The sequence below is a fragment of the Massilia sp. BHUDP2 genome (assembly GCF_046236355.1).
In the GTDB taxonomy this organism is placed as follows: domain Bacteria; phylum Pseudomonadota; class Gammaproteobacteria; order Burkholderiales; family Burkholderiaceae_D; genus Telluria; species Telluria varians.
The window spans coordinates 731,723-754,240 of sequence record NZ_JBJUVW010000003.1 but is presented as its reverse complement, the minus strand read 5'-3'; the positions used below and the strand labels follow the sequence as shown (position 1 = coordinate 754,240).

At 64.0% G+C, this 22,518-nt stretch carries 25 protein-coding genes and 1 tRNA gene; 19 read left to right on the top strand and 7 right to left on the bottom strand.

From position 1 onward, the window contains the following. Window positions 1-19 precede the first annotated feature (19 nt). The 14 genes from ACK6C6_RS20150 to ACK6C6_RS20085 all read left to right on the top strand — a co-directional run bounded on the left by ACK6C6_RS20150 (window position 20) and on the right by ACK6C6_RS20085 (window position 13,292). The gene (locus tag ACK6C6_RS20150; protein ID WP_027864649.1) at window positions 20-790 is read left to right on the top strand and encodes a ParA family protein; all 771 of its coding nucleotides are present in this window, start codon (window positions 20-22) and stop codon (window positions 788-790) included. A 23-nt stretch (window positions 791-813) separates the two neighbouring features. After that, on the top strand, window positions 814-1,686 hold the full coding sequence (locus ACK6C6_RS20145; protein ID WP_209589395.1) for a ParB/RepB/Spo0J family partition protein: 873 nt from the start codon (window positions 814-816) through the stop codon (window positions 1,684-1,686). Between the two features lie 326 nt (window positions 1,687-2,012). Beyond that, window positions 2,013-2,351 (top strand): ATP synthase subunit I, encoded by a 339-nt coding sequence (locus ACK6C6_RS20140; protein ID WP_209589396.1) that lies wholly within the window; start codon window positions 2,013-2,015, stop codon window positions 2,349-2,351. A 2-nt stretch (window positions 2,352-2,353) separates the two neighbouring features. Further along, window positions 2,354-3,190: a F0F1 ATP synthase subunit A gene (gene atpB, locus ACK6C6_RS20135; RefSeq protein ID WP_209589397.1), complete on the top strand. Its 837-nt coding sequence runs from the start codon at window positions 2,354-2,356 to the stop codon at window positions 3,188-3,190. An 86-nt stretch (window positions 3,191-3,276) separates the two neighbouring features. Continuing rightward, window positions 3,277-3,516 (top strand): F0F1 ATP synthase subunit C, encoded by a 240-nt coding sequence (gene atpE / locus ACK6C6_RS20130; protein ID WP_056340707.1) that lies wholly within the window; start codon window positions 3,277-3,279, stop codon window positions 3,514-3,516. A gap of 72 nt (window positions 3,517-3,588) precedes the next feature. Continuing rightward, the gene (locus ACK6C6_RS20125; protein ID WP_209589399.1) at window positions 3,589-4,059 is read left to right on the top strand and encodes a F0F1 ATP synthase subunit B; all 471 of its coding nucleotides are present in this window, start codon (window positions 3,589-3,591) and stop codon (window positions 4,057-4,059) included. Window positions 4,060-4,061: 2 nt separating this feature from the next. Then, on the top strand, window positions 4,062-4,595 hold the full coding sequence (locus ACK6C6_RS20120) for a F0F1 ATP synthase subunit delta (RefSeq protein ID WP_409268938.1): 534 nt from the start codon (window positions 4,062-4,064) through the stop codon (window positions 4,593-4,595). A gap of 76 nt (window positions 4,596-4,671) precedes the next feature. Beyond that, window positions 4,672-6,213, top strand: coding sequence for a F0F1 ATP synthase subunit alpha (gene atpA / locus ACK6C6_RS20115; protein WP_036216821.1), 1,542 nt, complete (start codon window positions 4,672-4,674; stop codon window positions 6,211-6,213). A 56-nt stretch (window positions 6,214-6,269) separates the two neighbouring features. After that, on the top strand, window positions 6,270-7,145 hold the full coding sequence (gene atpG, locus ACK6C6_RS20110; protein WP_027864641.1) for a F0F1 ATP synthase subunit gamma: 876 nt from the start codon (window positions 6,270-6,272) through the stop codon (window positions 7,143-7,145). 45 nt (window positions 7,146-7,190) lie between these two features. Further along, a complete protein-coding gene (atpD, locus tag ACK6C6_RS20105; protein WP_027864640.1) occupies window positions 7,191-8,594 on the top strand; it encodes a F0F1 ATP synthase subunit beta in 1,404 nt (467 codons plus the stop codon). 27 nt (window positions 8,595-8,621) lie between these two features. Continuing rightward, window positions 8,622-9,044, top strand: coding sequence for a F0F1 ATP synthase subunit epsilon (locus ACK6C6_RS20100; protein ID WP_036216819.1), 423 nt, complete (start codon window positions 8,622-8,624; stop codon window positions 9,042-9,044). A gap of 291 nt (window positions 9,045-9,335) precedes the next feature. After that, window positions 9,336-9,698 (top strand): hypothetical protein, encoded by a 363-nt coding sequence (locus ACK6C6_RS20095; protein ID WP_051997044.1) that lies wholly within the window; start codon window positions 9,336-9,338, stop codon window positions 9,696-9,698. A gap of 141 nt (window positions 9,699-9,839) precedes the next feature. Then, window positions 9,840-11,519, top strand: a complete 1,680-nt coding sequence (locus tag ACK6C6_RS20090; protein ID WP_409268936.1) for a serine hydrolase — start codon at window positions 9,840-9,842, stop codon at window positions 11,517-11,519. A 102-nt stretch (window positions 11,520-11,621) separates the two neighbouring features. Beyond that, window positions 11,622-13,292 carry a serine hydrolase gene (locus ACK6C6_RS20085; RefSeq protein ID WP_409268935.1) on the top strand — a complete coding sequence of 557 codons (1,671 nt, stop codon included), beginning with the start codon at window positions 11,622-11,624 and terminating at the stop codon, window positions 13,290-13,292. Window positions 13,293-13,296: 4 nt separating this feature from the next. Here the strand turns inward: ACK6C6_RS20085 and ACK6C6_RS20080 are convergent, their stop codons facing one another. Beyond that, window positions 13,297-13,911, bottom strand: coding sequence for a peptidoglycan recognition family protein (locus ACK6C6_RS20080; RefSeq protein ID WP_209589404.1), 615 nt, complete (start codon window positions 13,909-13,911; stop codon window positions 13,297-13,299). Between the two features lie 112 nt (window positions 13,912-14,023). Between ACK6C6_RS20080 and ACK6C6_RS20075 the strand changes: the two genes are divergently transcribed. The 3 genes from ACK6C6_RS20075 to ACK6C6_RS20065 all read left to right on the top strand — a co-directional run bounded on the left by ACK6C6_RS20075 (window position 14,024) and on the right by ACK6C6_RS20065 (window position 15,866). After that, window positions 14,024-14,449 carry a CoA-binding protein gene (locus ACK6C6_RS20075; protein WP_209589405.1) on the top strand — a complete coding sequence of 142 codons (426 nt, stop codon included), beginning with the start codon at window positions 14,024-14,026 and terminating at the stop codon, window positions 14,447-14,449. 94 nt (window positions 14,450-14,543) lie between these two features. Next, the gene (locus tag ACK6C6_RS20070; protein ID WP_209589406.1) at window positions 14,544-15,143 is read left to right on the top strand and encodes a glutathione peroxidase; all 600 of its coding nucleotides are present in this window, start codon (window positions 14,544-14,546) and stop codon (window positions 15,141-15,143) included. 111 nt (window positions 15,144-15,254) lie between these two features. Continuing rightward, a complete protein-coding gene (locus tag ACK6C6_RS20065) occupies window positions 15,255-15,866 on the top strand; it encodes an OmpW family outer membrane protein (RefSeq protein ID WP_209589407.1) in 612 nt (203 codons plus the stop codon). A gap of 5 nt (window positions 15,867-15,871) precedes the next feature. On the opposite strand, the gene pabB is transcribed toward ACK6C6_RS20065, so the two are convergent. The 3 genes from pabB to ACK6C6_RS20050 are packed head-to-tail and all read right to left on the bottom strand — an operon-like array spanning window position 15,872 to window position 19,061. Next, window positions 15,872-17,707: an aminodeoxychorismate synthase component I gene (gene pabB / locus ACK6C6_RS20060; RefSeq protein WP_409268934.1), complete on the bottom strand. Its 1,836-nt coding sequence runs from the start codon at window positions 17,705-17,707 to the stop codon at window positions 15,872-15,874. Window positions 17,708-17,726: 19 nt separating this feature from the next. After that, complete coding sequence (slmA, locus tag ACK6C6_RS20055; RefSeq protein WP_036216808.1) at window positions 17,727-18,302, bottom strand: nucleoid occlusion factor SlmA; 576 nt, start codon at window positions 18,300-18,302, stop codon at window positions 17,727-17,729. 30 nt (window positions 18,303-18,332) lie between these two features. Further along, window positions 18,333-19,061 (bottom strand): HAD-IA family hydrolase, encoded by a 729-nt coding sequence (locus ACK6C6_RS20050; RefSeq protein WP_036216806.1) that lies wholly within the window; start codon window positions 19,059-19,061, stop codon window positions 18,333-18,335. Between the two features lie 40 nt (window positions 19,062-19,101). Between ACK6C6_RS20050 and ACK6C6_RS20045 the strand changes: the two genes are divergently transcribed. Then, complete coding sequence (locus ACK6C6_RS20045; protein ID WP_409268933.1) at window positions 19,102-20,004, top strand: TraB/GumN family protein; 903 nt, start codon at window positions 19,102-19,104, stop codon at window positions 20,002-20,004. Between the two features lie 24 nt (window positions 20,005-20,028). On the opposite strand, the gene ACK6C6_RS20040 is transcribed toward ACK6C6_RS20045, so the two are convergent. Continuing rightward, window positions 20,029-20,103: transfer RNA gene (locus tag ACK6C6_RS20040), tRNA-Thr, on the bottom strand. Between the two features lie 41 nt (window positions 20,104-20,144). Further along, on the bottom strand, window positions 20,145-21,074 hold the full coding sequence (gene argB, locus ACK6C6_RS20035; RefSeq protein ID WP_051306276.1) for an acetylglutamate kinase: 930 nt from the start codon (window positions 21,072-21,074) through the stop codon (window positions 20,145-20,147). A 110-nt stretch (window positions 21,075-21,184) separates the two neighbouring features. Here argB and ACK6C6_RS20030 point away from each other — a divergent pair, with 110 nt between their 5' ends. Further along, the gene (locus ACK6C6_RS20030; RefSeq protein ID WP_409268932.1) at window positions 21,185-21,388 is read left to right on the top strand and encodes a cysteine-rich CWC family protein; all 204 of its coding nucleotides are present in this window, start codon (window positions 21,185-21,187) and stop codon (window positions 21,386-21,388) included. Between the two features lie 3 nt (window positions 21,389-21,391). On the opposite strand, the gene ACK6C6_RS20025 is transcribed toward ACK6C6_RS20030, so the two are convergent. Continuing rightward, window positions 21,392-22,459 (bottom strand): PHB depolymerase family esterase, encoded by a 1,068-nt coding sequence (locus ACK6C6_RS20025; RefSeq protein WP_209589411.1) that lies wholly within the window; start codon window positions 22,457-22,459, stop codon window positions 21,392-21,394. Window positions 22,460-22,518 lie beyond the last annotated feature (59 nt).

Below are 22,518 nucleotides of genomic sequence, written 5' to 3'. Positions count from 1 at the left end.
CTTCCACGGACAAGAATAGATGGCGAAGATTTTTTGCGTAGCGAACCAGAAGGGCGGGGTCGGCAAGACCACCACCAGTGTGAACCTGGCGGCAGGCCTGGCCAAGCTGGACCAGCGCGTGCTGCTGGTCGACCTCGACCCGCAGGGCAATGCCACCATGGGCGCGGGCATCAACAAGGCCTCGCTCGAAGGTTCGATCTACCAGGTGCTGCTGGGTGAGCTCGATGTGCCCACGGCGCGCCTGCGTTCCGAGTCGGGGCGCTTCGACGTGCTGCCGGCCAACCGCGAGCTGGCCGGCGCCGAAGTCGAAATGGTGGCGCTCGAGAACCGCGAGCGCCGCCTGAAGGAGGCGCTGGCGGCGGTGGACAAGGACTACGACTTCATCCTGGTCGACTGCCCGCCGGCGCTGTCGCTTCTCACGCTCAATGGCCTGTGTGCGGCGCACGGCGTGATCATCCCGATGCAGTGCGAGTACTACGCGCTGGAGGGCCTGTCCGACCTGGTCAACACGATCAAGAAGGTGCACGCCAACCTGAACACCGACCTGCGCATCATCGGCCTGCTGCGGGTGATGTTCGATCCGCGCATGACGCTGTCGCAGCAGGTGTCGAGCCAGCTCGAGCAGCACTTCGGCGACAAGGTGTTCAAGACCATCATCCCGCGCAACGTGCGCCTGGCCGAGGCCCCGTCGTATGGCATGCCGGGCGTGGTGTTCGACCCGTCCTCGAAAGGCGCGCAGGCGTACATCGCCTTCGGCGCTGAGATGGTCGAGCGCATCAAGACCATGTGATTACAAAACTAGCTGACATAACTATGGCAACCAAAAAACTCAAAGGTTTGGGGCGCGGCCTCGACGCACTGCTCGGCGGCGACAGCCAGCCCGCGCCTAGTAAAGCCCCCTCGTCGCTGCCGATCACCCAGATCCAGGCCGGCAAGTACCAGCCGCGTACCCGCATGGACGAAACCTCGCTGAGCGAGCTGGCGGCCTCGATCAAGACCCAGGGCATCATGCAGCCGGTGCTGGTGCGTCCGCTTGAGGAGGGCGCCCCGGTTCCGTACGAGATCATCGCCGGCGAGCGCCGCTTCCGCGCCGCCCAGATGGCCGGCCTGGACGAGATCCCGGTGCTGGTGCGCGAGGTCGACGACCAGTCGGCCGCGGCCATGGCGCTGATCGAGAACATCCAGCGCGAAGACCTGAACCCGCTCGAAGAAGCGCAGGGCATCCAGCGCTTGATCAACGACTTCAACTTCACCCATGAGCAGGCGGCAGCCAGCGTCGGTCGTTCGCGCAGCGCGGTGTCGAACCTGCTACGCCTAATCAACCTGGCCCAGCCGGTGCAGACCATGCTGATGGCCGGCGACATCGACATGGGCCATGCCCGTGCCCTGCTGGCGGTGGAGAGCGCGAACCAGATCACCCTGGCCAACCAGGTGATCGCCAAGCGCCTGTCGGTGCGCGAGACCGAGAAGCTGGTGGCCCGTGCGCTCGAGGAGCAGTCGAGCCCGGCAACCCCGGCGCGCGCCAAGGACAAGCCCGGCGACATCGTGCGCCTGGAAGAGGAGCTGTCGGACAAGCTTGCCACCCCGGTGATGTTCAAGATGGGCGCGAAGGGCAAGGGGCAGCTGATCATCGACTTTGCCGACCTCGACATCCTGGACGGCGTGCTGGCCCGCCTGCGGGCCTGAAATGTGTCTTGGCGCGGGCCCGCCGATCTTGTCAAGCCCGCGCCGGAACTGACGTATGCATGCCACGTTCGCTCACCGCGGAGACTGTTTGCACGCGTGGGCAGGAGACCTGGCCGCGCTGCGCAAGTCAGTACTGGCTCATCAGTTAAGTGACTGAAAATATGGGAAAAACAGAAATGCCAATGTTGCTCCCATCACATCTTTACGCAGCAGTTATAAGCGCGGAATCGTTTGACTCGCGTCCGTATAACCACTTATAATCCCGCTGATTCATGTAATTACCACATCGTAACTGTCCGATTGCGCGGCGAGAAACCAGAACAAAAATGTTGCGCATCGTCTCCCTGCAATTAATTGCAACAGTAGTCGCAGGCGTCATCGCCGCTCTACTGGGGGGATGGTCTGCGATGTTTTCGGCAGTACTGGGCGGTTTGTGTTGTGTTGTGCCCAACGGGATCATGGCAGTACGGCTGTTCGCCAACGCCCATCGGGCCGGTGGCGCCAGTCCTGCAGCATTCTTCATCTGGGAATTTGTAAAGATTGCACTGACGGTCGCGCTTCTGTTCGCGGTCGCGAAGCTGTACCACGATCTGAACTGGTTCGCCCTGATCGGCGGCTTCATCGTGGCGCTGAAGAGTTACATCATCTTATTATTTAGGCACTGACAATGGCGACTCCAACCGTAGAAGGCGCAGCACACGCGCCCACCCCATCAGAATACATCACCCACCACCTGGGTCACCTGTCGAACAAGCACCAGGACTTCGTGGTTGACTTCAGTGTCTTCAACTACGACACCATCTTCTGGTCGATCTTCGCCGGCGTCGTCGGCTGCCTGTTCATGTGGATGGCCGCACGCAAGGCCACCTCGGGCGTCCCGGGCCGCTTCCAGGCTGCCGTCGAGATGCTGGTCGAGATGGTCGAAGACCAGTCGAAGTCGATCGTGCACGGCGACCGCAGCTTCATCGCGCCGCTGGCCCTGACCGTGTTCGTGTGGGTCGCCATCATGAACTCGCTGGACTTCCTGCCGGTCGACATGTTCGCTGGCCTGTTCGGCCTGCTGGGTGTCGAGAACATTTTCCCGTACCACCGCGTCGTTCCGACCGCCGACCTGAACGGCACCCTGGGTATCTCCCTCGGCGTGCTGGCACTGATGCTGTACTACAGCGTCAAGATCAAGGGCCTGGGCGGCTGGATCCACGAACTGTTCGCAGCACCGTTCGGCATCTGGATGGCGCCGTTCAACCTGCTCCTGAACATCATCGAATATGCAGCAAAAACCGTGTCGCTCGGTATGCGACTGTTCGGCAACATGTACGCCGGTGAGCTGCTGTTCCTCTTGATTGCTCTGCTCGGCTCCATGGCCACCGCATTTGGTGTGATCGGTCACATCATCGCGGGTTCGATCTGGGCGATCTTCCACATCCTGATCGTGTTCCTGCAGGCATTCATCTTCATGATGCTGACGCTGGTGTATATCGGTCAGGCCCATGAAGGCCACTGATCGGCGCCGCAAGCATCGAACAGATAGTGGTTGTAAAGAAGTTGTAGTTTTTAATCTAGTTTTTAAATTAACTTTTGGAGTTACACATGACTGACCTTTCTTTTGTTGCACTGGCTTGCGGTTTGATCATCGGCCTCGGCGCTATCGGTGCTTGCATCGGTATCGCAATCATGGGCGGTAAATACCTGGAAGCTTCTGCACGTCAGCCAGAACTGATGAACACCCTGCAGACCAAGATGTTCCTGCTGGCTGGTCTGATCGACGCGGCATTCCTGATCGGCGTCGGTATCGCCATGCTGTTCGTCTTCGCACGTCCGTTCAGCTAATCAAGCACGACTTGATCTGAAGAGCCGAACCGTCCCTGGTTCGGCATCCGTTTTTGTGAGAAGGAATTTACCGTGAACTTGAACGCAACTTTGTTTGTCCAGTTCGTGGTCTTCTTCATCCTGGCGGGCTTCACGATGAAATTCGTGTGGCCGCCACTGATGAAAGCGCTCGACGAGCGCGCCGAGAGGATCGCGAATGGCCTGGCCGCCGCTGACCGTGGCAAGGCCGACCTGGCCGCCGCAGAAAAGCGTGTGCAGGCCGAAATGGCCGGCGCCCGTGACGAAGTCCAGAAGCGCATCGCCGACGCTGAAAAGCGCGCTGCCCAGATCATCGACGCAGCCAAGGCAACCGCTGCCGAAGAAGCCGCCCGTATCGTCGCTGCCGCCCAGGCCGACGCCGAGCAGCAAGTGACCCGCGCCCGCGAAGAACTGCGCGCACAGGTCGCCTCGCTGGCAGTGCAAGGCGCCGAGCAGATCCTGAAGCGTGAAGTGAACCCAGCGGTCCACGCCGATCTGCTGTCGAAACTGTCGACCGAGCTCTGATCATGGCTGAACTCGCAACCGTCGCCCGCCCTTACGCCGAAGCGCTGTTCCGTGTCGCCCAGTCGGGCGACATGGCCGCCTGGTCGGCCGTCACTGCCGAGCTGGGCCAGATCGGCGCCAACCCGGAAGTGCAGGCTTTTGCCGGCAACCCGAACGTCACGCACGCCCAGCTGGCCGACACGATTGCGTCCCTGGTCAAGTCGCCGCTGAATGCTGAAGCGAAGAACTTTATCGCGATGCTGGCCGAAAACGGCCGCATCACCCTGCTGCCCGAAATCGCCGCCCAGTTCGCGGTACTGAAGAACGCCAACGAAGGTGCCGCCGATGCGGAGATCGTCAGCGCCTTCGAGATCTCGGGTGACCAGCTGGCCCAGTTGGTCGCAACGCTGGAAAAGAAATTTGGCCGCAAGCTGAACCCAACGGTAACAGTGGATCCTTCGCTGATCGGTGGTGTGCGCGTGGTCGTCGGCGACGAAGTGCTCGATACCTCGGTACGCGCCAAGCTGCAACAGATGCATGTTGCGCTGGTGTCCTAATCGATCGATATCTAGCAGCACGCGCCGGCGCTAGTGCCCTTGCCCTACGCATCAAAAACATTTGGAGTTAGCACTCATGCAACTTAATTCTTCTGAAATCAGCGAACTGATCAAGAGCCGCATCCAGGGTCTGGAAGGTTCGGCTGAAGTTCGCAATCAAGGCACGGTGATCTCCGTCGCCGACGGTATCTGCCGCATCCATGGTCTGTCGGACGTGATGCAGGGCGAGATGCTGGAATTCCCTGGCAACACCTTCGGCCTGGCGATGAACCTCGAGCGCGACTCCGTCGGCGCCGTCATCCTGGGCGCCTACGAGCACATCTCGGAAGGCGACACCGTCAAGACCACCGGCCGCATCCTGGAAGTGCCGATCGGTCCGGAACTGCGTGGCCGCGTGGTCAACGCACTGGGCCAGCCGATCGACGGCAAGGGTCCGATCGCCACCACCCTGACCGCACCGATCGAAAAGATCGCTCCGGGCGTCATCGCCCGTGAATCCGTCTCGCAGCCGATGCAGACCGGCATCAAGTCGATCGACGCGATGGTGCCGATCGGCCGTGGCCAGCGTGAGCTGATCATCGGCGACCGCCAAACTGGTAAGTCCGCTGTCGCAGTCGACGCGATCATCAACCAGAAGGGCCAGGGCGTCACCTGCGTGTACGTCGCAATCGGCCAGAAGGCTTCGACCATCAAGAACATCGTCCGCTCGCTGGAACAGCACGGCGCGATGGAGTACACCATCGTTGTCGCCGCTTCCGCTTCGGAATCGGCTGCGATGCAGTACATCTCGGCCTACTCGGGCTGCGCCATGGGCGAATACTTCCGCGACCGCGGCGAAGACGCGCTGATCGTGTACGACGACCTGTCGAAGCAGGCAGTCGCCTACCGCCAGATCTCGCTGCTGCTGCGCCGTCCGCCGGGCCGCGAAGCCTACCCGGGCGACGTGTTCTACCTGCACAGCCGTCTGCTGGAGCGCGCAGCACGCGTGAACGCCGACTACGTCGAGAAGTTCACCAACGGCGCCGTCACCGGCAAGACCGGTTCGCTGACCGCACTGCCGATCATCGAAACCCAAGCAGGCGACGTCTCGGCATTCGTGCCGACCAACGTGATTTCGATTACCGACGGCCAGATCTTCCTGGAGACCTCGCTGTTCAACGCCGGTATCCGTCCTGCGATCAACGCCGGTATCTCGGTCTCCCGCGTCGGTGGCGCAGCCCAGACCAAGGTCATCAAGGGCCTGTCGGGCGGTATCCGTACCGACCTGGCGCAGTACCGTGAACTGGCTGCGTTCGCGCAGTTCGCATCGGACCTGGACGAATCGACCCGCAAGCAGCTGGACCGCGGTGCACGCGTGACCGAACTGCTGAAGCAGCCGCAGTTCTCGCCGCTGTCGACCTCGCTGATGGCCGCATCGCTGTTCGCCGTCAACAAGGGCTACCTGGACGACATCGAAGTCAAGAAAGTCCTGCCGTTCGAGCAGGGCCTGCACAACTTCCTGAAGTCGAGCCACGCTGCGCTGCTGTCGAAGATCGACGAAACCAAGCAACTGGACAAGGACGGCGAAGCTGCGCTGTCGGCCGCCATTGCTGATTTCAAGAAATCCGGCGCATATTAATCGTCAAGCCGGCGCTGCTGTAGAGCGGCGCCGGTGCGCGGAAGGAGTAAGGACTCATGGCAGTAGGCAAAGAGATTCGTGGCAAGATCAAGAGCGTAGAGAATACGAAGAAGATCACCAAGGCGATGGAAATGGTCGCCGCATCGAAAATGCGCAAGGCGCAGGACCGTATGCGCGCCGCCCGTCCCTACAGTGACAAGGTTCGTACCATCACCGCCAATCTGGCCGGCGCAAACCCGGAATACACGCACCCGTTCATGGCGCAAGCCAAGCACGTGCAGGCGAAGGCCGTGGGTTTCATCGTCGTCACGACCGACAAGGGTCTGTGCGGCGGCATGAACACCAACGTGCTGCGCCAGGTGACGCTGAAGGCGCGCGAGATGGAGCAGGCAGGTAACACCGTCGAGGCAGTTGCCATCGGCAACAAGGGCCTGGGCTTCCTGAACCGCATGGGCATGAAAGTTGTTTCGCAAGCGACCCAGCTCGGCGATACGCCGCACCTGGACAAGCTGATCGGCCCGGTCAAGGTGATGCTGGACGCGTACCAGGAAGGCAAGCTCGACGCTGTCTACCTGTGCTACACCAAGTTCATCAACACGATGAAACAGGAACCGATGGTCGAGCAGCTGCTCCCGCTGCCGGCCAAGCACATGGAAGCGGACAAGGGCGGTATCAGCTGGGACTACATCTACGAACCGGAAGCGGCCGTCGTCATCGACGAACTGCTGGTGCGTTATGTGGAAGCGCTGGTGTACCAGGCCGTCGCCGAGAACCTGGCGTCCGAGCAGTCGGCGCGCATGGTGGCGATGAAGGCAGCGAGCGACAACGCCGGTAGTGTCATCAGCGACCTGAAGCTGGTCTACAACAAGACCCGCCAGGCAGCGATTACCAAAGAACTCTCCGAGATCGTTTCCGGCGCAGCAGCCGTCTAAGCGATCAAAGCACAAGAATTTAACTATATATCTGAAGGAACGAACATGGCTGATGGCAAAATCGTTCAGTGTATCGGCGCAGTGGTCGACGTGGAATTCCCGCGTAACGCCATGCCGAAAGTGTACGACGCACTGAAAATGGAAGGTTCGGAACTGACCCTGGAAGTCCAGCAGCAGCTGGGCGACGGCGTGGTCCGTACCATTGCACTGGGCAGCTCGGAAGGCCTGCGTCGCGGCATGATTATCCAGAACACCGGCAACCCGATCATGGTTCCGGTCGGCACCCCGACCCTGGGCCGCATCATGGACGTGCTGGGCAACCCGATCGACGAATGCGGTCCGGTCAGCCACGAGCGCATGGCATCGATCCACCGCGATGCGCCGGCCTACGACGAGCTGTCGCCGTCGACCGACCTGCTGGAAACCGGCATCAAGGTGATCGACCTGGTCTGCCCGTTCGCCAAGGGCGGTAAGGTCGGCCTGTTCGGCGGCGCCGGCGTCGGCAAGACCGTCAACATGATGGAACTGATCAACAACATCGCAAAAGCGCACTCGGGTCTGTCCGTGTTCGCCGGCGTGGGTGAGCGTACCCGTGAAGGTAACGACTTCTACCACGAGATGGCGGACGCCAAGGTCGTCGACCTGGAAAACCCGACCAACTCGAAAGTGGCGATGGTCTACGGCCAGATGAACGAACCGCCGGGCAACCGTCTGCGCGTCGCGCTGACCGGCCTGACCATGGCGGAAGCCTTCCGTGACGAAGGCAAGGACGTTCTGTTCTTCGTCGACAACATCTACCGTTACACCCTGGCCGGTACCGAAGTGTCGGCACTGCTGGGCCGTATGCCGTCCGCGGTGGGCTACCAGCCGACCCTGGCCGAAGAAATGGGCCGCCTGCAAGAGCGTATTACCTCGACCAAGACCGGTTCGATCACCTCGATCCAGGCCGTGTACGTCCCTGCGGATGACTTGACCGACCCGTCGCCGGCAACCACCTTCGCCCACCTGGACTCGACCGTCGTTCTGTCGCGTGACATCGCTTCGCTGGGTATCTACCCGGCAGTGGACCCGCTGGACTCGACCTCGCGCCAGCTGGACCCGCTGGTCGTCGGTGAAGAGCACTACGCCACCGCGCGCGCAGTGCAGGGCACCCTGCAGCGCTACAAGGAACTGCGCGACATCATCGCGATTCTGGGCATGGACGAACTGGCGCCGGAAGACAAGCTGGTCGTCGCACGCGCTCGCAAGATGCAGCGTTTCCTGTCGCAGCCGTTCCACGTCGCTGAAGTGTTCACCGGCTCGCCGGGCAAGTACGTTTCGCTGAAGGACACGATCAAGGGCTTCAAGATGATCGCATCGGGCGAACTGGACCACCTGCCGGAGCAGGCCTTCTACATGGTCGGCACCATCGAGGAAGCAATCGAAAAGGCCAAGAAGCTGGCTGCCTAAGCCAGATTCTTAACCCGAAGGACAGACATGGCAAACACCATTCAAGTGGACGTGGTCTCGGCCGAAGAGCAGATCTTCTCCGGCCTGGCTACCTTCGTCGCGCTGCCGGGTGAAGCGGGTGAGCTGGGTATCTACCCACGCCACACCCCGCTGATCACGCGCATCAGGCCAGGTGCCGTCCGGATCCAGACGGCTGCCGGCGGCGAAGAGTTCGTCTTCGTCGCAGGCGGTATCCTCGAAGTGCAGCCGAACGGCGTGACCGTGCTGGCCGACACCGCAATCCGCGGTGGCGACCTGGACGAAGCGAAGGCACTGGAAGCAAAGAAGCAGGCCGAAGAGCTGATGCTGAACAAGGAATCGAAGATCGACTACGCGAAAGCCCAGGCCGAAATGGCCGCGGCAATCGCGCAGCTGGCGGCGATCCAGAAGCTGCGTTCGAAAGGACGCTAAGCAGCATCCGCGTTTGCGGCACAAAGAGGCAGCCTTCGGGCTGCCTTTTTTCTTATGGGGGTCAGGTCTGACATTTGGACACAGGCTCTGCCTTGGCGCCTACTTGTTTATTGCATTGTCGCTACTCTGGACTGCGTGCACGGTCGAGGTCGTGTCCAAATGTCAGACCTGACCCCGGTTTGCGCAAGAGCTAGGGATGAAGATTGCGGGGCACGGTTAGCTGGCGCACGAGTGCATGGGTGTTTTGGGCTTAGTATGGCCTCCTGTGTGTTGAGACAGCTCGAGCCGACCATGGCAAGCCCTCCAGACCATCGCGAACAGCAGCAAACCTTGCCGGCGGACGACCGCTTCGGCCAGACCCTGTACCGCTTCCTCTTCTTCGACTGGCTGTTCCGCGACGTCAGCAGGGCGCGCAATTTGTATGAGCGTCACGCCGCACGCGAGCACAACCGCCGCATGAGCCGGTACCTTCCAGTTTACATGCGGCGCTGGTCGGTGCTGGCCACCTTCGACTTCGCGCTCGGCTTCCTGTTCGAGCGCGTCCTGTCCGCCACCATGCTGTCGGCCCTGTTCTTCACCGGTACCTGCGTGACCATCACCGGCATCCTTGTGATGACCGTGATCTGGCTGTTCCTCGCCGCCCGCCTGCCTTGACGCCTGCCGGGGCGGCCCCGTTCGCCCCCGCATAGCCACCACTTGACCCATCCGAACGACCACTGATCGGCTCCTGATTGCGGCAGGGTGGGCCCCGTACGTACAGTCACGGCAGTCCATAACAAGAAAGGAATGTCGACCATGTTTATCCGTACCGCCATCTGCGCCGCCGCGCTGCTCCTGTGCGTGCCGCACGCCGCTTTCGCCGCCGACTCCACCCCCGACAAGCCGCTCAGCAAGCGCGCACTCGACGACCTGTCCTTCCGCATGCACGCGACCGTCGCTCCCTATTTCCCCGCCGAGGCGCCGGGCGGCATCGTCCTCGTGGTCAAGAATGGCCAGACCGTCCTGCGCCGCGCCTACGGCATGGCCGACACGACCAAGGGCGTGAAAATGGCGCCCGAGATGGCCATGCGCATCGGTTCGATGACCAAGCAGTTCACCGCCACCGGCATCCTGCTGCTGGCGGATGAGGGCAAGCTGTCGCTGGACGACGAGATCACCAAATACCTGCCGGACTATCCGACCCAGGGCAAGAAGATTACCATCGAACACCTGCTGACCCATACCTCGGGCATCGTCAGCTATACCGGCAAGCCGGGCTTCCCCCAGCGAGCGCCGCAGGACATCACGGTGGCGGCCCAGATCGCCTCCTTCAAGAACGACCCGCTGCAATTCGAGCCGGGCAGCACCTGGCGCTACAACAATTCGGGCTACTACCTGCTTGGGGCCATTATCGAGAAGGTCTCCGGCCTGCCCTATCACCAGTTCCTGGCGCAGCGCATCTTCGTACCCCTCGGGATGGACCACACCGCCTACGAAGGCCACGAGCGCAGCGCGTGGCCGAGCGCCGCCGGCCATTCTCCGCTCGAGAAAGGGTTTGGTCCGGCCCGGCCGCTCGGCAAGAACCAGTCCTATGCCGCCGGCGAACTGGTGTCGACCGTGGACGACCTGGCGAAATGGGATGCGGCCGTGGGCAGGAAGCTGCTCAAGCCGGCCACCTGGCAGCGCGCCTTCACCTCTTACCGCCTGAGCGACGGCAAGGACAGCCACTACGGCTATGGCTGGGAGCTGACCCTGATCCAGGGCGAGCCGACCATCGGCCATAGCGGGTCGACCCGGGGCTTCCGCTCGTATGGCCTGCGCCTGCCAGCTAAGGGCGTGTACGTGGCGGTGCTGACCAACGGCGACGCCGGCACCGTGGTGCCGGACGTGGTGGCGCGCAGGGCGGCCGCCGTCGCCATCGGCAAGCCATTGCCGGAATTCCGCGAGGTGGCGCTCGATGCCGCGGCCCTGGACGCGGTGGCGGGCGTGTACAGCCTCGACAAGGATACGCAACGGGTCTTCCGCCGCGACGGCGAGTTCCTGTCCTTGCTGCGCGCCGGCCGCGGGCCCCTGGTCTTGAAGCCCATGTCGGCCAACGAGTTCTTCGTGCCGGATACGGCGGACTGGTTCGTGTTCCAGCGCGAGGGTGGTGGCACTGTCGGCAAGGTCACGGGCGTGACCTACTACCAGGACGGCAGGGCGCTGAACCACGTGCGCAGCGGCGAGGCGCCGGCGCCGCGGATCGTGGCGAAGATCGCGGACGCCGCTTTTGACGCGCATGCCGGCCGCTACGAGATCCAGCCGGGCATGGTGTTCGAGGTGACGCGCGAGGGCAGCCGCTATTTCGTACAGCCGACCGGCCAGCGCCGGGTCGAGATCTTCCCGCTGAGCGAAACCCGCTTCTTTTCGCGCGACGTCGATGCCGAGCTCAGTTTCGAAGGCCAGGCCTTGAGCTTCAAGCAGGGCAGCCGCAACTTCACCGGTCGCCGGATTTGACCTCCTGGGCCGGTTAAACGGCCGTTCGTCGCCCGGCGTTTGCCGTCCAGGCAAGCCGGGCCTATTCTTTTCGGGCCCCTACAACAAGGAAAAGGACCGACCATGCTGCTTCGTACCGCCATTTGTGCCGCCGTGCTGCTGCTGTGCCATCCACAGGCTGCGTTCGCCCAGGATGCCGTCAAATCCGCGACGGCGGAGCAGGACCTGGCCAGCCGCATCGACGCCTCCATTGCGCCGTATTTCAAGGCCGACGCGCCCGGCGCCACGGTCATCGTGGTCAAGGACGGCAAGCCCGTATTGCGTCGTGCCTACGGCATGGCCGATACCGCGAAGGGCGTGAAAATGAGCCCGGAGATGGCGCTGCGCCTCGGTTCCATCACCAAGCAGTTCACGTCGACCGCCATCCTGATGCTGGCGGACGAAGGCAAGCTGTCGCTGGACGACGACATCACGAAGCACCTGCCGGACTACCCGGCCAAGGGAAAGAAGATCACGATCGAGCACCTGCTGACGCATACCTCGGGCATCCCCAGCTATACGGGCAAGCCGGGCTACATCGTCAACATGGCCCAGGACATGAGCGTGGCGCAGATGATCGACACCTTCAAGAACGATCCGCTCGAGTTCGAACCCGGTAGCCAGTACCGCTACAACAACTCGGGTTACTTCCTGCTCGGCGCCATCATCGAGAAAATCTCGGGCCAGACCTATGCGGCATTCCTTGAGCAGCGCATCTTCAAGCCGCTCGGCATGCACGACACCTATTACGAAGGCTTTGGGCACAGCAAGGCGCCGGTGGCGGCCGGTCATCGCCGCGCCGAGAAGGGCTATGCCGCCGCCGCTCCGCTCAGCATGACCCAGCCCTATGCCGCCGGCTCGCTGGTGTCGACGGTGGACGACCTGGCGCGCTGGGATGCGGCGATCGCCGCGGGCCGCCTGCTCAAGCCTTCCAGCTGGGAGCGAGCGTTCACTTCATATCGCCTGAGCGACGGCAAGGCCACCGGCTACGGCTATGGCTGGGACGTCAGCAAGGTGCAGGGCGCGACCAGCATGGGCCACGGCGGCGGCATCAACGGCTTCTCGACGCACGCGCTGCGCTTCCCGGAGCAGAAGGTGTATGTCGCGGTGCTGACCAACAGCGACAGCGGGCCGGTCAATCCGGGCCTGGTGGCGCGCAAGGCGGCCGGCATCGCCATCGGCAAGCCCTATCGCGAGTTCAAGGAGGTGGCGCTGGATGGCGCGGCGCTCGACGCGGTCACCGGCACCTACGAGGTCGAGAAGGACGTGCAGCGCGTATTCCGCCGCAGCGCCGATGGCCTGGTGATGCAGCGCAGCGGCCGGCCGCAGGTAGCACTGAAGGCCGCGTCGAACAATACCTTCTTCGTGCCGGGAGGCCTGGACTGGTTCGAATTCCAGCGTGACGCGGGGGGCAAGGTGACGGCGGTGACGCTGCACCAGGATGGCAATGCGCTGGTCAATCCGCGTATCGGCGACGCGCCGGCCGGCCGCCAGGCGGTGAAGATCGCGAACGCGGCCTTCGATACCCGCGTCGGCCGCTACGAATTGCATCCCGGCTTCGCGATCGAGCTGAGCCGCGAGGGCGAGCGCTATTTTGCCCAGCCCACCGGGCAGCCCAAGCTGGAGATCTTCGCGATGAGCGAAACCGTGTTCTTCTCGAACGACGTCGATGCCGAGATCAGCTTCGAGCCGGCGGCCGGCCAGGGCTTCGTGCTGAAGCAGGGCGGGCGCAGCATCCCGGCGCGCAAGTTGTAAGGGTTCAGCGCCTGGCCTGTTCACCCGCCAGGCGCAGCGCCACCTTGTGGCGGAACCAGTCTTCCTTCACGTAGCGGTACAGGTTCGCACCCGGGCATACGGTCTTGTCGGAGTGATCCCGATGGCTCTTGATGTCGTCCAGCGAGACCTTGTACTTGGCCGCCAGCAGCGCCATCAGGTCGACCACGGCCTCCAGCTGCTGCTGGTTCGGCTCCACTTCCTCGAAATTGCCGACCACTTCGATCAGGGCGTGGCCGCTCGGATCGTATTCGGTATTGGTGTCGCCCGCGAAGTCGATGTTGCGCGCCTCGTAGATGCGGCCGTCGAGGTCGATGACGTAGTGGTAGGGGATGTCGAGCCAGCCCTTGCTGGCGCGCGACCACGACTGCAGGCGCCGCAGGTAGCCCTGCGGATCGGTGCCGGGCTTGAAGGGCTCGCCCTGGTGGTGCAGGGTGATCTGGCTGATGGTGTGGCGGCGCGCTTTCGAAGCGTCGGCCGGGGTGCCGCCCCAGCTGGCGACGGGCACGATGGCGCGTTCGACCGCGGCCAGCGGTTCGGCCGCGTGAAGAGGCAGCGAGAGGGCCAGGGCGGTGAGAAAGGAGAGGGCGGTAGGGCGCATGCTTGGAATGGAAATCGGATCTGCCCGCATCTTTTCACGTTTGCGCCCGCGACGCCAGCGATGATGCACATCTGATAAGCTAGATACCGAATCCACATCGAGCCAAACCACCATGAGAAGCATTGCCCAGATCCTCAACGACAGCAAGACCATCGCCATTGTCGGCCTGTCGAACAAGCCCGACCGCGCCAGCAATGAAGTGGCCGCTTACTTGCAGCAAAACGGCTACCGCATCGTGCCGGTGAACCCGAGCTACGCCGGCGAGACCGTCCTGGGCGAACAGGTGTACGCCACGCTGCAGGAAGCAGCCGACGCCCTGGCAAGCAACGGCCAGCGGATCGACATCGTCGACTGCTTCCGCAAGTCCGAAGACATCCCGCCGATCGCACGCGACGCGATCGCCGTGCGCGCCGGCTGCCTGTGGATGCAGCTGGACATCGAGAACCAGGCCGCCGCCGACCTGGCGCGCGCCGCCGGCCTCGACGTCGTCATGAACCACTGCATCAAGATCGAGCACCGCAGCCTGAACGCCGGCTGAACGGAAATCGTCCGGGCGCCGCGGCCATCCGGCCATCTTTACAGGCGGCGGCTGCGTTACAATCGTGGCATCACCAACCAGGGAACTTCCCGCCATGATCAAGACCACCGCCCTGCTGTTCGCTGCCCTTGCCGCGGCCAGCGCTGCTCTTCCTGCCGCCGCACAGGCCACGTCCGCGCCGGGCGCTCCGGCTGCCGCCCGCATGCCGATGAGCTGCCCCGCCATCCTCAAGCAGAATTTCAAGCGCCTGCAGGACGACGCGCCGCAGGACCTGTGCCAGTACGCCGGCAAGGTGGTGCTGGTCGTGAACACGGCCAGCTACTGCGGCTTCACCAAGCAGTACGAAGGACTCGAGAAGCTGTACGCGAAGTACGGCGGGCGCGGTCTGGTGGTGCTGGGCTTCCCCTCGAACGACTTCGGCAAGCAGGAGCCGGGCAATGCGAAAGAAATCGCGGACTTCTGCTTCAACACCTATGGGGTCAAGTTCCCGATGTTCGCCAAGAGCTCGGTGACGGGGCCGGAAGCCAACCCGCTGCACGCCAGCCTCACCAGGGCGACCGGCCAGGCGCCGAAGTGGAACTTCACCAAGTACCTGATCGGCCGCGATGGCAAGGTGCTTGAACACTTCCCGAGCAAGGTGACGCCGGAAGACCCGGCCCTGGTCGGCAAGATCGAGCAGGCGCTCGCCATGTAAGGCAGGGATCGAATAACCTTTCTAGCGTTATGGTTATTTGATCCACATCAACGATTTTTTTGCGCTGCATCAATATTCTTCCTCTCGTTACTATGACGAAAGGAAAAAGAAATGAAAACCTTGTTGAAGCCTGTGCTGGCCATGTCTCTCGCACTTGCCGGCAGCCAGGCCCTGGCACAGGACAGCAACTGGATGGTGCGTGCGCGCGCCGTCCATATCGACCCGGCGAATGAATCGGCGCCCGTGGCCGGCAGCGGCGCCGCGGACCGCATCCACGTGGCCGGCAAGACTATCCCCGAAGTCGACATCTCCTACTTCTTCACGCCGCACCTGGCGGCCGAGCTGATCCTGACTTATCCACAGAAGCACGACGTCACCCTGGACGGCGCCCGCATCGGCAGCTTCCGCCACCTGCCGCCGACCCTGACGGCCCAATACCACTTCGCACCGCAGTCGACAGTGAATCCTTACGTGGGCGCAGGCCTGAACTACACGCGCATCTCGCGCGTGAAGCTGCTGGACGGCGCGGCCGATCTCGAGAACGACAGCTGGGGCCTGGCACTGCAGGCCGGCGTGGACATCCGGCTCGATGCGCGCTGGTCGCTGAACCTCGATGTGAAAAAAGTGAACATCCGCAGCGACGTGATGGTCGGCGGCGCCAAGGCAAGCGCCGTCAAGGTGGATCCGGTGCTGTTCGGCCTGGGGTTCGGTTACCGCTTCTGAAGAGCTTAGCCCTGCGGGTCGTCCAGCAGGACCGCCCGCAGCGGCCCGCGCAGCGCATTGCAGACGACGATGTCGTCCGCCTCCGCCAGCATCTCGCGCGTGATGAGCTGTTCGCTGGCGCGCCAGGCCGGCGCCTGCAGCAGCACGCCGCGCATCACGCCCGGCAGCAGGCCGCTCGACAAGGGCGGCGTGATCCACTCGCTGCCGAAACGCAGGAACACGTTGCTGCGTCCTCCCTCGGTCAGTTCCCCGCGCTCGTTGAAGAACAAGGCGTCAAACGCCCCTTGCGCCTCGGCGGCGCGCCAGGCCGCGTCGTAGCGGCTGCGCACGCTCGTCTTGTGGCGCAGGAAGACGTCGCCCGAATGGGTGCTTTCCTGCGCCAGCAACAGCGCCACCGGTTCGCTCAAGGGCGTGATCGGCGCCGCCTGCACGGTCAGCGCGCCGCCGGGAGCCACCGCCAGGCGCAGCCGGTGCAGCTGGCCATGGGGCAGGGCCAGGCAGGCCTCGTTCAATGCCGCGCGGGCGGCGCCATAGTCGAACGGATAGCCGAAGTAGCGGCAGGACGCGGCCAGGCGGTCGAGGTGCTGCTCGACGTGGCGGCAGCCGTCGTCCCAGGAAGCGCGCAGGGTTTCGAAGATCTCGAACTCGTTGGGCAGGCCGGTCAGGAAGCGCGCCTTGAGCTGGCATTCGGCGTATTCGGAGGCGGCATCGCTGTCGTACACGATGCCGGCGCCGACCCCCAGCTCTCCCTTGCGGGTGCCGCCCTCCGGCGCACCCAGCGCCAGGGTGCGGATCGGGACCGACAGGCAGAAGTCACCGAAGCCCTTGGCGCTGCCTGGCGCGGGTGGATCGAACCAGCCGATCGCGCCGGTATAGATGCCGCGCGCGCTCGGTTCGAGTTCGTGGATGATCTCCATGCTGCGGCGCTTCGGCGCGCCCGTGATCGAGCCGCAGGGGTAGAGCGCGGCGAATACCTCCTCCAGACTCGCATCCTCGCGCAGGCGCGCCTGCACGGTCGAGGTCATCTGCAGCACGGCGCCATAGCGGCGCACCTCGAACAGCGCCGGCACCTCGACGCTGCCGGTGACGGCGACCCGTCCCAGGTCGTTGCGCAGCAGGTCGACGATCATCAGGTTCTCGGCGCGGTTCTTGGTGTCCGAAGAGAGCGCCCGGGAGCGCTCCTCATCCACCGCATCGTCGCCGCTGGCCGGCGCGGTGCCCTTCATCGGCCGCGCCAGCAGCCTGCCGGCCTCGTGGCGCACGAACAGCTCGGGCGAGAAGGACAAGACGGCGCCGCCGTCCGGCAGGGCCACCAGGGCGCCGTAGGGCACGCGCTGGCGCGCCCGCAGCCGCGCATACAGCTTGACCAGAGAACCGTAGGTGTCGAAACGCAGGCGGTAGGTGTAGTTCACCTGGTAGGTGTCGCCGGCGGCGATGTAGTCGCGGATGCGCCGGATCGCATCGGTGAAGGCCGCTTCGTCCACATTGGGCGTGATGCCGGCCACGCCCGCCAGTTCGTCGGCGGGTGCGCGGGTGGCGATCCAGGCCTCGACCTGGCTTGCGTCCAGGTGCTCGCACTGTTCGAACAGCAGCACCTGCGCCAGCGCGCCTTGCACCGGCTGCGCCGGCACTCCCTGGAGGTGCGCGCCCAGTTCGTAGCTGAACAGCGGCACCGCGTACAGGCCGCGTCCCAGCGCCTCCTGCAGTTCGCGCAGCAGCTGCGGCCAGCCGGCGGCATCAAGGCAATGCAGCGTGCCGGCGTGGCGGCTGTAGAGGCGCGAACGGGCCTCGCCGGCTGCCCCGGCGTCGTCCAGCAGCGCGAATACTTCCTGGGTGTCCATGATCGCCTGGCGCTTGTCCTTATGCCGCCAGCAGCAGCGACAGCTGCAGGGCCGTGCCTTCGGCCGGGTTCTGCCTGAAGCCGCTCTTGGCGAAGCGGTGCCAGCGTCCGGTCACGTAGCTCACCAGGAGGCTGGCGCGCGCCGCGACGTCGGTCTCGAGGCCGTGGCCCTGGGTGACGGCGATCCGCAGTGCGCCCTTGAAGGCCATTTCGACGCGATCGTAGAACCCGTTCATGCGCAGCTGCAGGCGCTCGTCCTCGCCCACCAGCGCGTCGCCGATCAGCACCCGGGTCATGCCCGGGTTGTTGGCGGCAAAGGACAGCAGCATCTGCAGGATCGCGTGCGCCTGGTGCACGCCGTCTTCCTCGCGTTCGGCGATCTGGTTGATCAGGCCGAAGACGCTCGACTCGATGAACTCGATCAGGCCTTCGTACATCTGCGCCTTGCTGGCGAAGTGGCGGTACAGCGCCGCCTCCGATACCGACAGGCGCGCCGCCAGCGCCGCCGTGGTGATCTTTTCGCCCTTCGGCTGCTCGAGCATCGAGGCCAGGGCCTGGAGGATTTGCAGCTTGCGCTGACCTGGCTTGGTTGCCATGTGATCCCTAGTTTCGTGTTGTTGTTGGTATTAGCGCAGCCGGTGCAAACGCGCCGGAAGCTGCCGCACGGATTTTACTTTGACATCGACGTAACCGGGGCGTTTCAGGGTCCTTGGCAGTGGCGCTTTTCCGATCGGATCGCTCATGCGCAGGTACTGCGTCACCCAGACGGTGCGCAGGCCGAGGCGGCTGGCGCTTTTCAGGTTGGCCAGCGTGTCCTCGACCAGGATGCAGCGGCGCGCCGCCACGCCGTGCTTGCGCAGCAGGCGGCGCAGCATCAGGCTCGAAGGCTTGGGGCGCAGCTGGCGGTGCACATGCATGTGTTCGATCGCCACGTGGTGGGCGAAGTGGCGGCTCAGGCCCAGGTGGCGCATCACGTCGGTCGAGTAGCGCGTCGGCGCATTGGTGAGCAGGATCTTGCGGCCCGGCAGGCGGCGCAGCAGCGTACCCAGGCCCTTTTCGGCGCGCACCAGCTTGTCGAGGGCGCCGAGATCGTGCGTGACGTGCAGGAAGTCGGCCGCCGACACCCCGTGGTGGCGGATCATGCCGAGCAGGGTGGCGCCGTAGCGCTTCCAGTAGCCCAGGCGCGCCGCATCGACCTGCGCCTGGGTGGCGGGAGTGAGGCCGTCGCCCAGCACGCGTCCGATGTAGGTGTTCATGTTGGCGCTGATGGCCGGGAAGATGGCATGCGAGGCATCGTGCAGGGTATTGTCGAGGTCGAAGAGCCAGACGGGGGAGGGGAGGGTATGATTTGCCACAATTTCAGATTAACAGCGCGAATACAACAAGGAGAAATGAATGCGACGACGTCCGATTATAGTGGTGTTCCTCAGCTTGTTCTTGCTGGCCTTCCAGGCGCTGGCAGCCGACGTGGGCATAGCGCGGGGTGCGCTGTTCAAGGCCACGGACAAGGGCAATACCTTGTACCTGTACGGCACCATGCACGTCGGCCGCGCCGACTTCTATCCCCTCGAACCGCGCATCCGGGCGGCGATCGCGGCTGCTCCCACGCTGGCGCTGGAAATCGACATGAAGGGCGATCCGGCCGCGATCGCGGCCGCCGTCCGGCAGCACGGCATGTTCCCGCCCGGTAGCCCCGGCTACGCGGGCCTGGCGCCCGAGCGCCGCGCGCGCATCGAAGCCGCGCTGCGCAAGCACGGCCTGGAGCCGGCCGCCGTGGCGCAGCTGAAACCCTGGATGCTGGTGACCATGCTTGCCGTGTTCGAGACCGCCAAGCTGGGCTACGACCCGGCCCTCGGCGTCGACGACCACCTCGCCACGCTGGCGCGCCAGGGCAAGACCCGCATCGCCGAGCTCGAGACCATGCACTACCAGGCCGGGCTGCTGAACCGCCTGTCGGACGAAGACCAGTGGCGCCTGCTGGAAGAAACGCTGGAAGACATGGCCTCGGGCCGCCAGCTGCGCGAAACGCGCGAGATGCTCGATGCCTACGAGCGCGCCGACCGCCGCGCCCAGGAAGACCTGATGCGGCGGGTGGAAAGCGACGACAGCCTGACCGGGAAGTTCATGCGCGACATCCTGCTCGACGAGCGCAACGGACCGATGGCGGACAAGGTGGCGGCGCTGCTGGCGCGCGAAAACAATGCGGTGGTGGCGGTGGGCCTGCTGCACCTGCTGGGACAAGGCGGACTGCCCGAACTGCTGCGCAAGCGCGGCATCAAGGTGGAGCGGATCTACTAAGGGGGAGGTATTGCAGGGGGGAGGTGGTGCCCTTGACGTGGATTGAACACGTGGCCTCTCCCTTACCAAGGGAGTGCTCTACCACTGAGCTACAAGGGCATCTTGTCATTTAATGTGGTGGAATTTCCCGCCACAAAAAATCAGTGAGACCGGATCATAGTGCCAAATGCCTGCTCGGTCAAGACTTCCAGCAACAAACTGTGCTCGATGCGTCCGTCGATGATGTGCACGGTATTGACGCCCGACTTGGCGGCGTCCAGTGCCGACGAAATCTTCGGCAGCATGCCGCCCGAAATCGTGCCGTCTTCGAACATCTCGTCGATCTCGCGCGCCGACAGGTCGGTGACCAGGTTGCCTGCCTTGTCCTGCACGCCGGCGATATTGGTCATCATGATGAGCTTTTCGGCCTTCAGGATCTCGGCGATCTTGCCGGCGACGACGTCGGCATTGATGTTGTAGGCCTGGCCGTCCTGGCCGAAGCCGATCGGCGAGATGATCGGGATGAAGGCGTCGTCCTGCAGCGCCTTGACGACGGCGGGGTTGATCGCCTCGATCTCGCCGACGAAACCGATGTCCAGGAATTCGCCCGGCTTTTCCTTGTCCGGCATGCTCATGCGGCGTGCGCGGATCAGGCCACCGTCCTTGCCGGTCAGGCCCACGGCCTGGCCGCCGTAGTGGTTGATCAGCATGACGATGTCCTGCTGGACTTCACCGCCCAGCACCCACTCGACCACTTCCATGGTTTCTTCGTCGGTGATGCGCATGCCCTGCACGAAGGTGCCCTGCTTGCCGATCTTTTTCAGCGCGTTGTCGATCTGCGGACCGCCGCCGTGCACCACGACCGGATTCATGCCCACCAGCTTGAGCAGGATGACGTCGCGTGCGAAGCCGTGCTTCAGGCGTTCGTCGGTCATGGCGTTGCCGCCGTATTTGATGACGATGGTCTTGCCGTGGAAATTACGGATGTAGGGAAGCGCCTCCGCCAGGATCTGCGCCTTGATCTGCGGCGATACTTTCGTCAGATCATTGGGCTGGTCGTCGGTGTTCAGGCTGGTCAGAGTAGCGTTCATGGAGGGTCCAAAATAAATGTCGCAAGATTTTAAGGCAACAGGGTAGTACTTGTGCTGATTATATGGCGTCTTGTTGTATTTTATGGGCTCGATCCCCACCGTAAAGAACCATGAGTAGCGTTTCCACCCCGAGTACATGCAGCCGCTGTGGCGCCGAATTCGGCTGTGCCATGGTAAGCGGCAGTCCTGAACCGTGCTGGTGCACGGCTCTGCCGCCCGCCGTGCCGGTGCCGCAGGAAGCCGTCGGCTGCTGGTGCCCGGCCTGCCTGCGTGCCCACATCGAGGCCGAGGAGGCGAAGCGCCGCGCCGGCTGAGGTTCAACGGCGGGTGCGGAAAAAGCGCAGCATTTCGCGGCTTGCATCCGGCCCACGCCCGTCGGTATAGCTGCCGCGTGCGCGTCCGCCCGACCAGGCATGGCCTGCCCCGTGGATCAGCCAGTGTTCGGCATGCACCGCCCCGTCTTCGCGGTGGTGCAGGGTGCGCGTGTAGGCATGGCCGTCGGGCACCCGTCCCGGCTCCGCGGCGCGGCGTGCCGCCTGACGCGCGCCCTGGGCGATCAGTTCGTCGGCATTCACCGGATGCACGGTGGTGTCCTGGTCGCCATGGAAGACGATGATCGGGAGCTGTCGTCCGGGCAGCTGCGCTTGCGCTTGCGCGCGCCGGAACTCGCCCTTCATGGCCGCCAGCGCCGAGGGCAGGTCGTGCGCCGATGCGAACGGCAGGCCCGAATGCACGCCCACGGCCGCGTACAGGTCCGGGTAGAGCGTGCCCATGATGGTCGCCATCGCGCCGCCGGCCGACAGGCCCGCCACGTACACCTGTTCCGGATCGACCGGGTACTGTTCCATGATCGCACGCGTCATGCCGGCGATGATCGCGGGTTCGCCCTGGTCGCGCTGCTGGTCGACCGCGTTGAACCAGTTCCAGCAGCGCGAGGGGTTGGCCGCCTTGCTCTGCGCGGGATACAGCACCAGGCAGGGCGCTTCCTCGGCCAGTTCGTTCATGCCGGTGCCGTTGGCGAAATCCTCCGGATCCTGGGTGCAGCCATGCAGCATCACCAGCAGCGGCAGCGGCTTGCCGCCATGGCTGCCGGGGACGTACAGCTTGTAGTCGCGGGTGCCGGCCGGGTTGGTGTGGCTGCCGTCGATGAACTTGCCGGGCAGGCTGGCGCCGAGTTCCGCTTCGAAAGGATCGCTTGCCGCCGCGGCGGCTCCCACGCCGACGCTGCGCATCCGGCGCTGGGCTTCGCGCTGCAGGGCAGTGGCGTTCTTCAGCGTTTCCTGGATCATGGTGTCTGCCGCCGCCGGTCCCGTGTGCAGGAAAGAGCGCACCGTCGAGCGGGTGGCGGCACGCATCTGTGCCATCAGTTTCTTGTTCAGCTTCATTGGCCCTCCTGTTCGTGCCATTGCTTGCAATCTCCCTGCCCAGGCTTACGGCAGCCTTG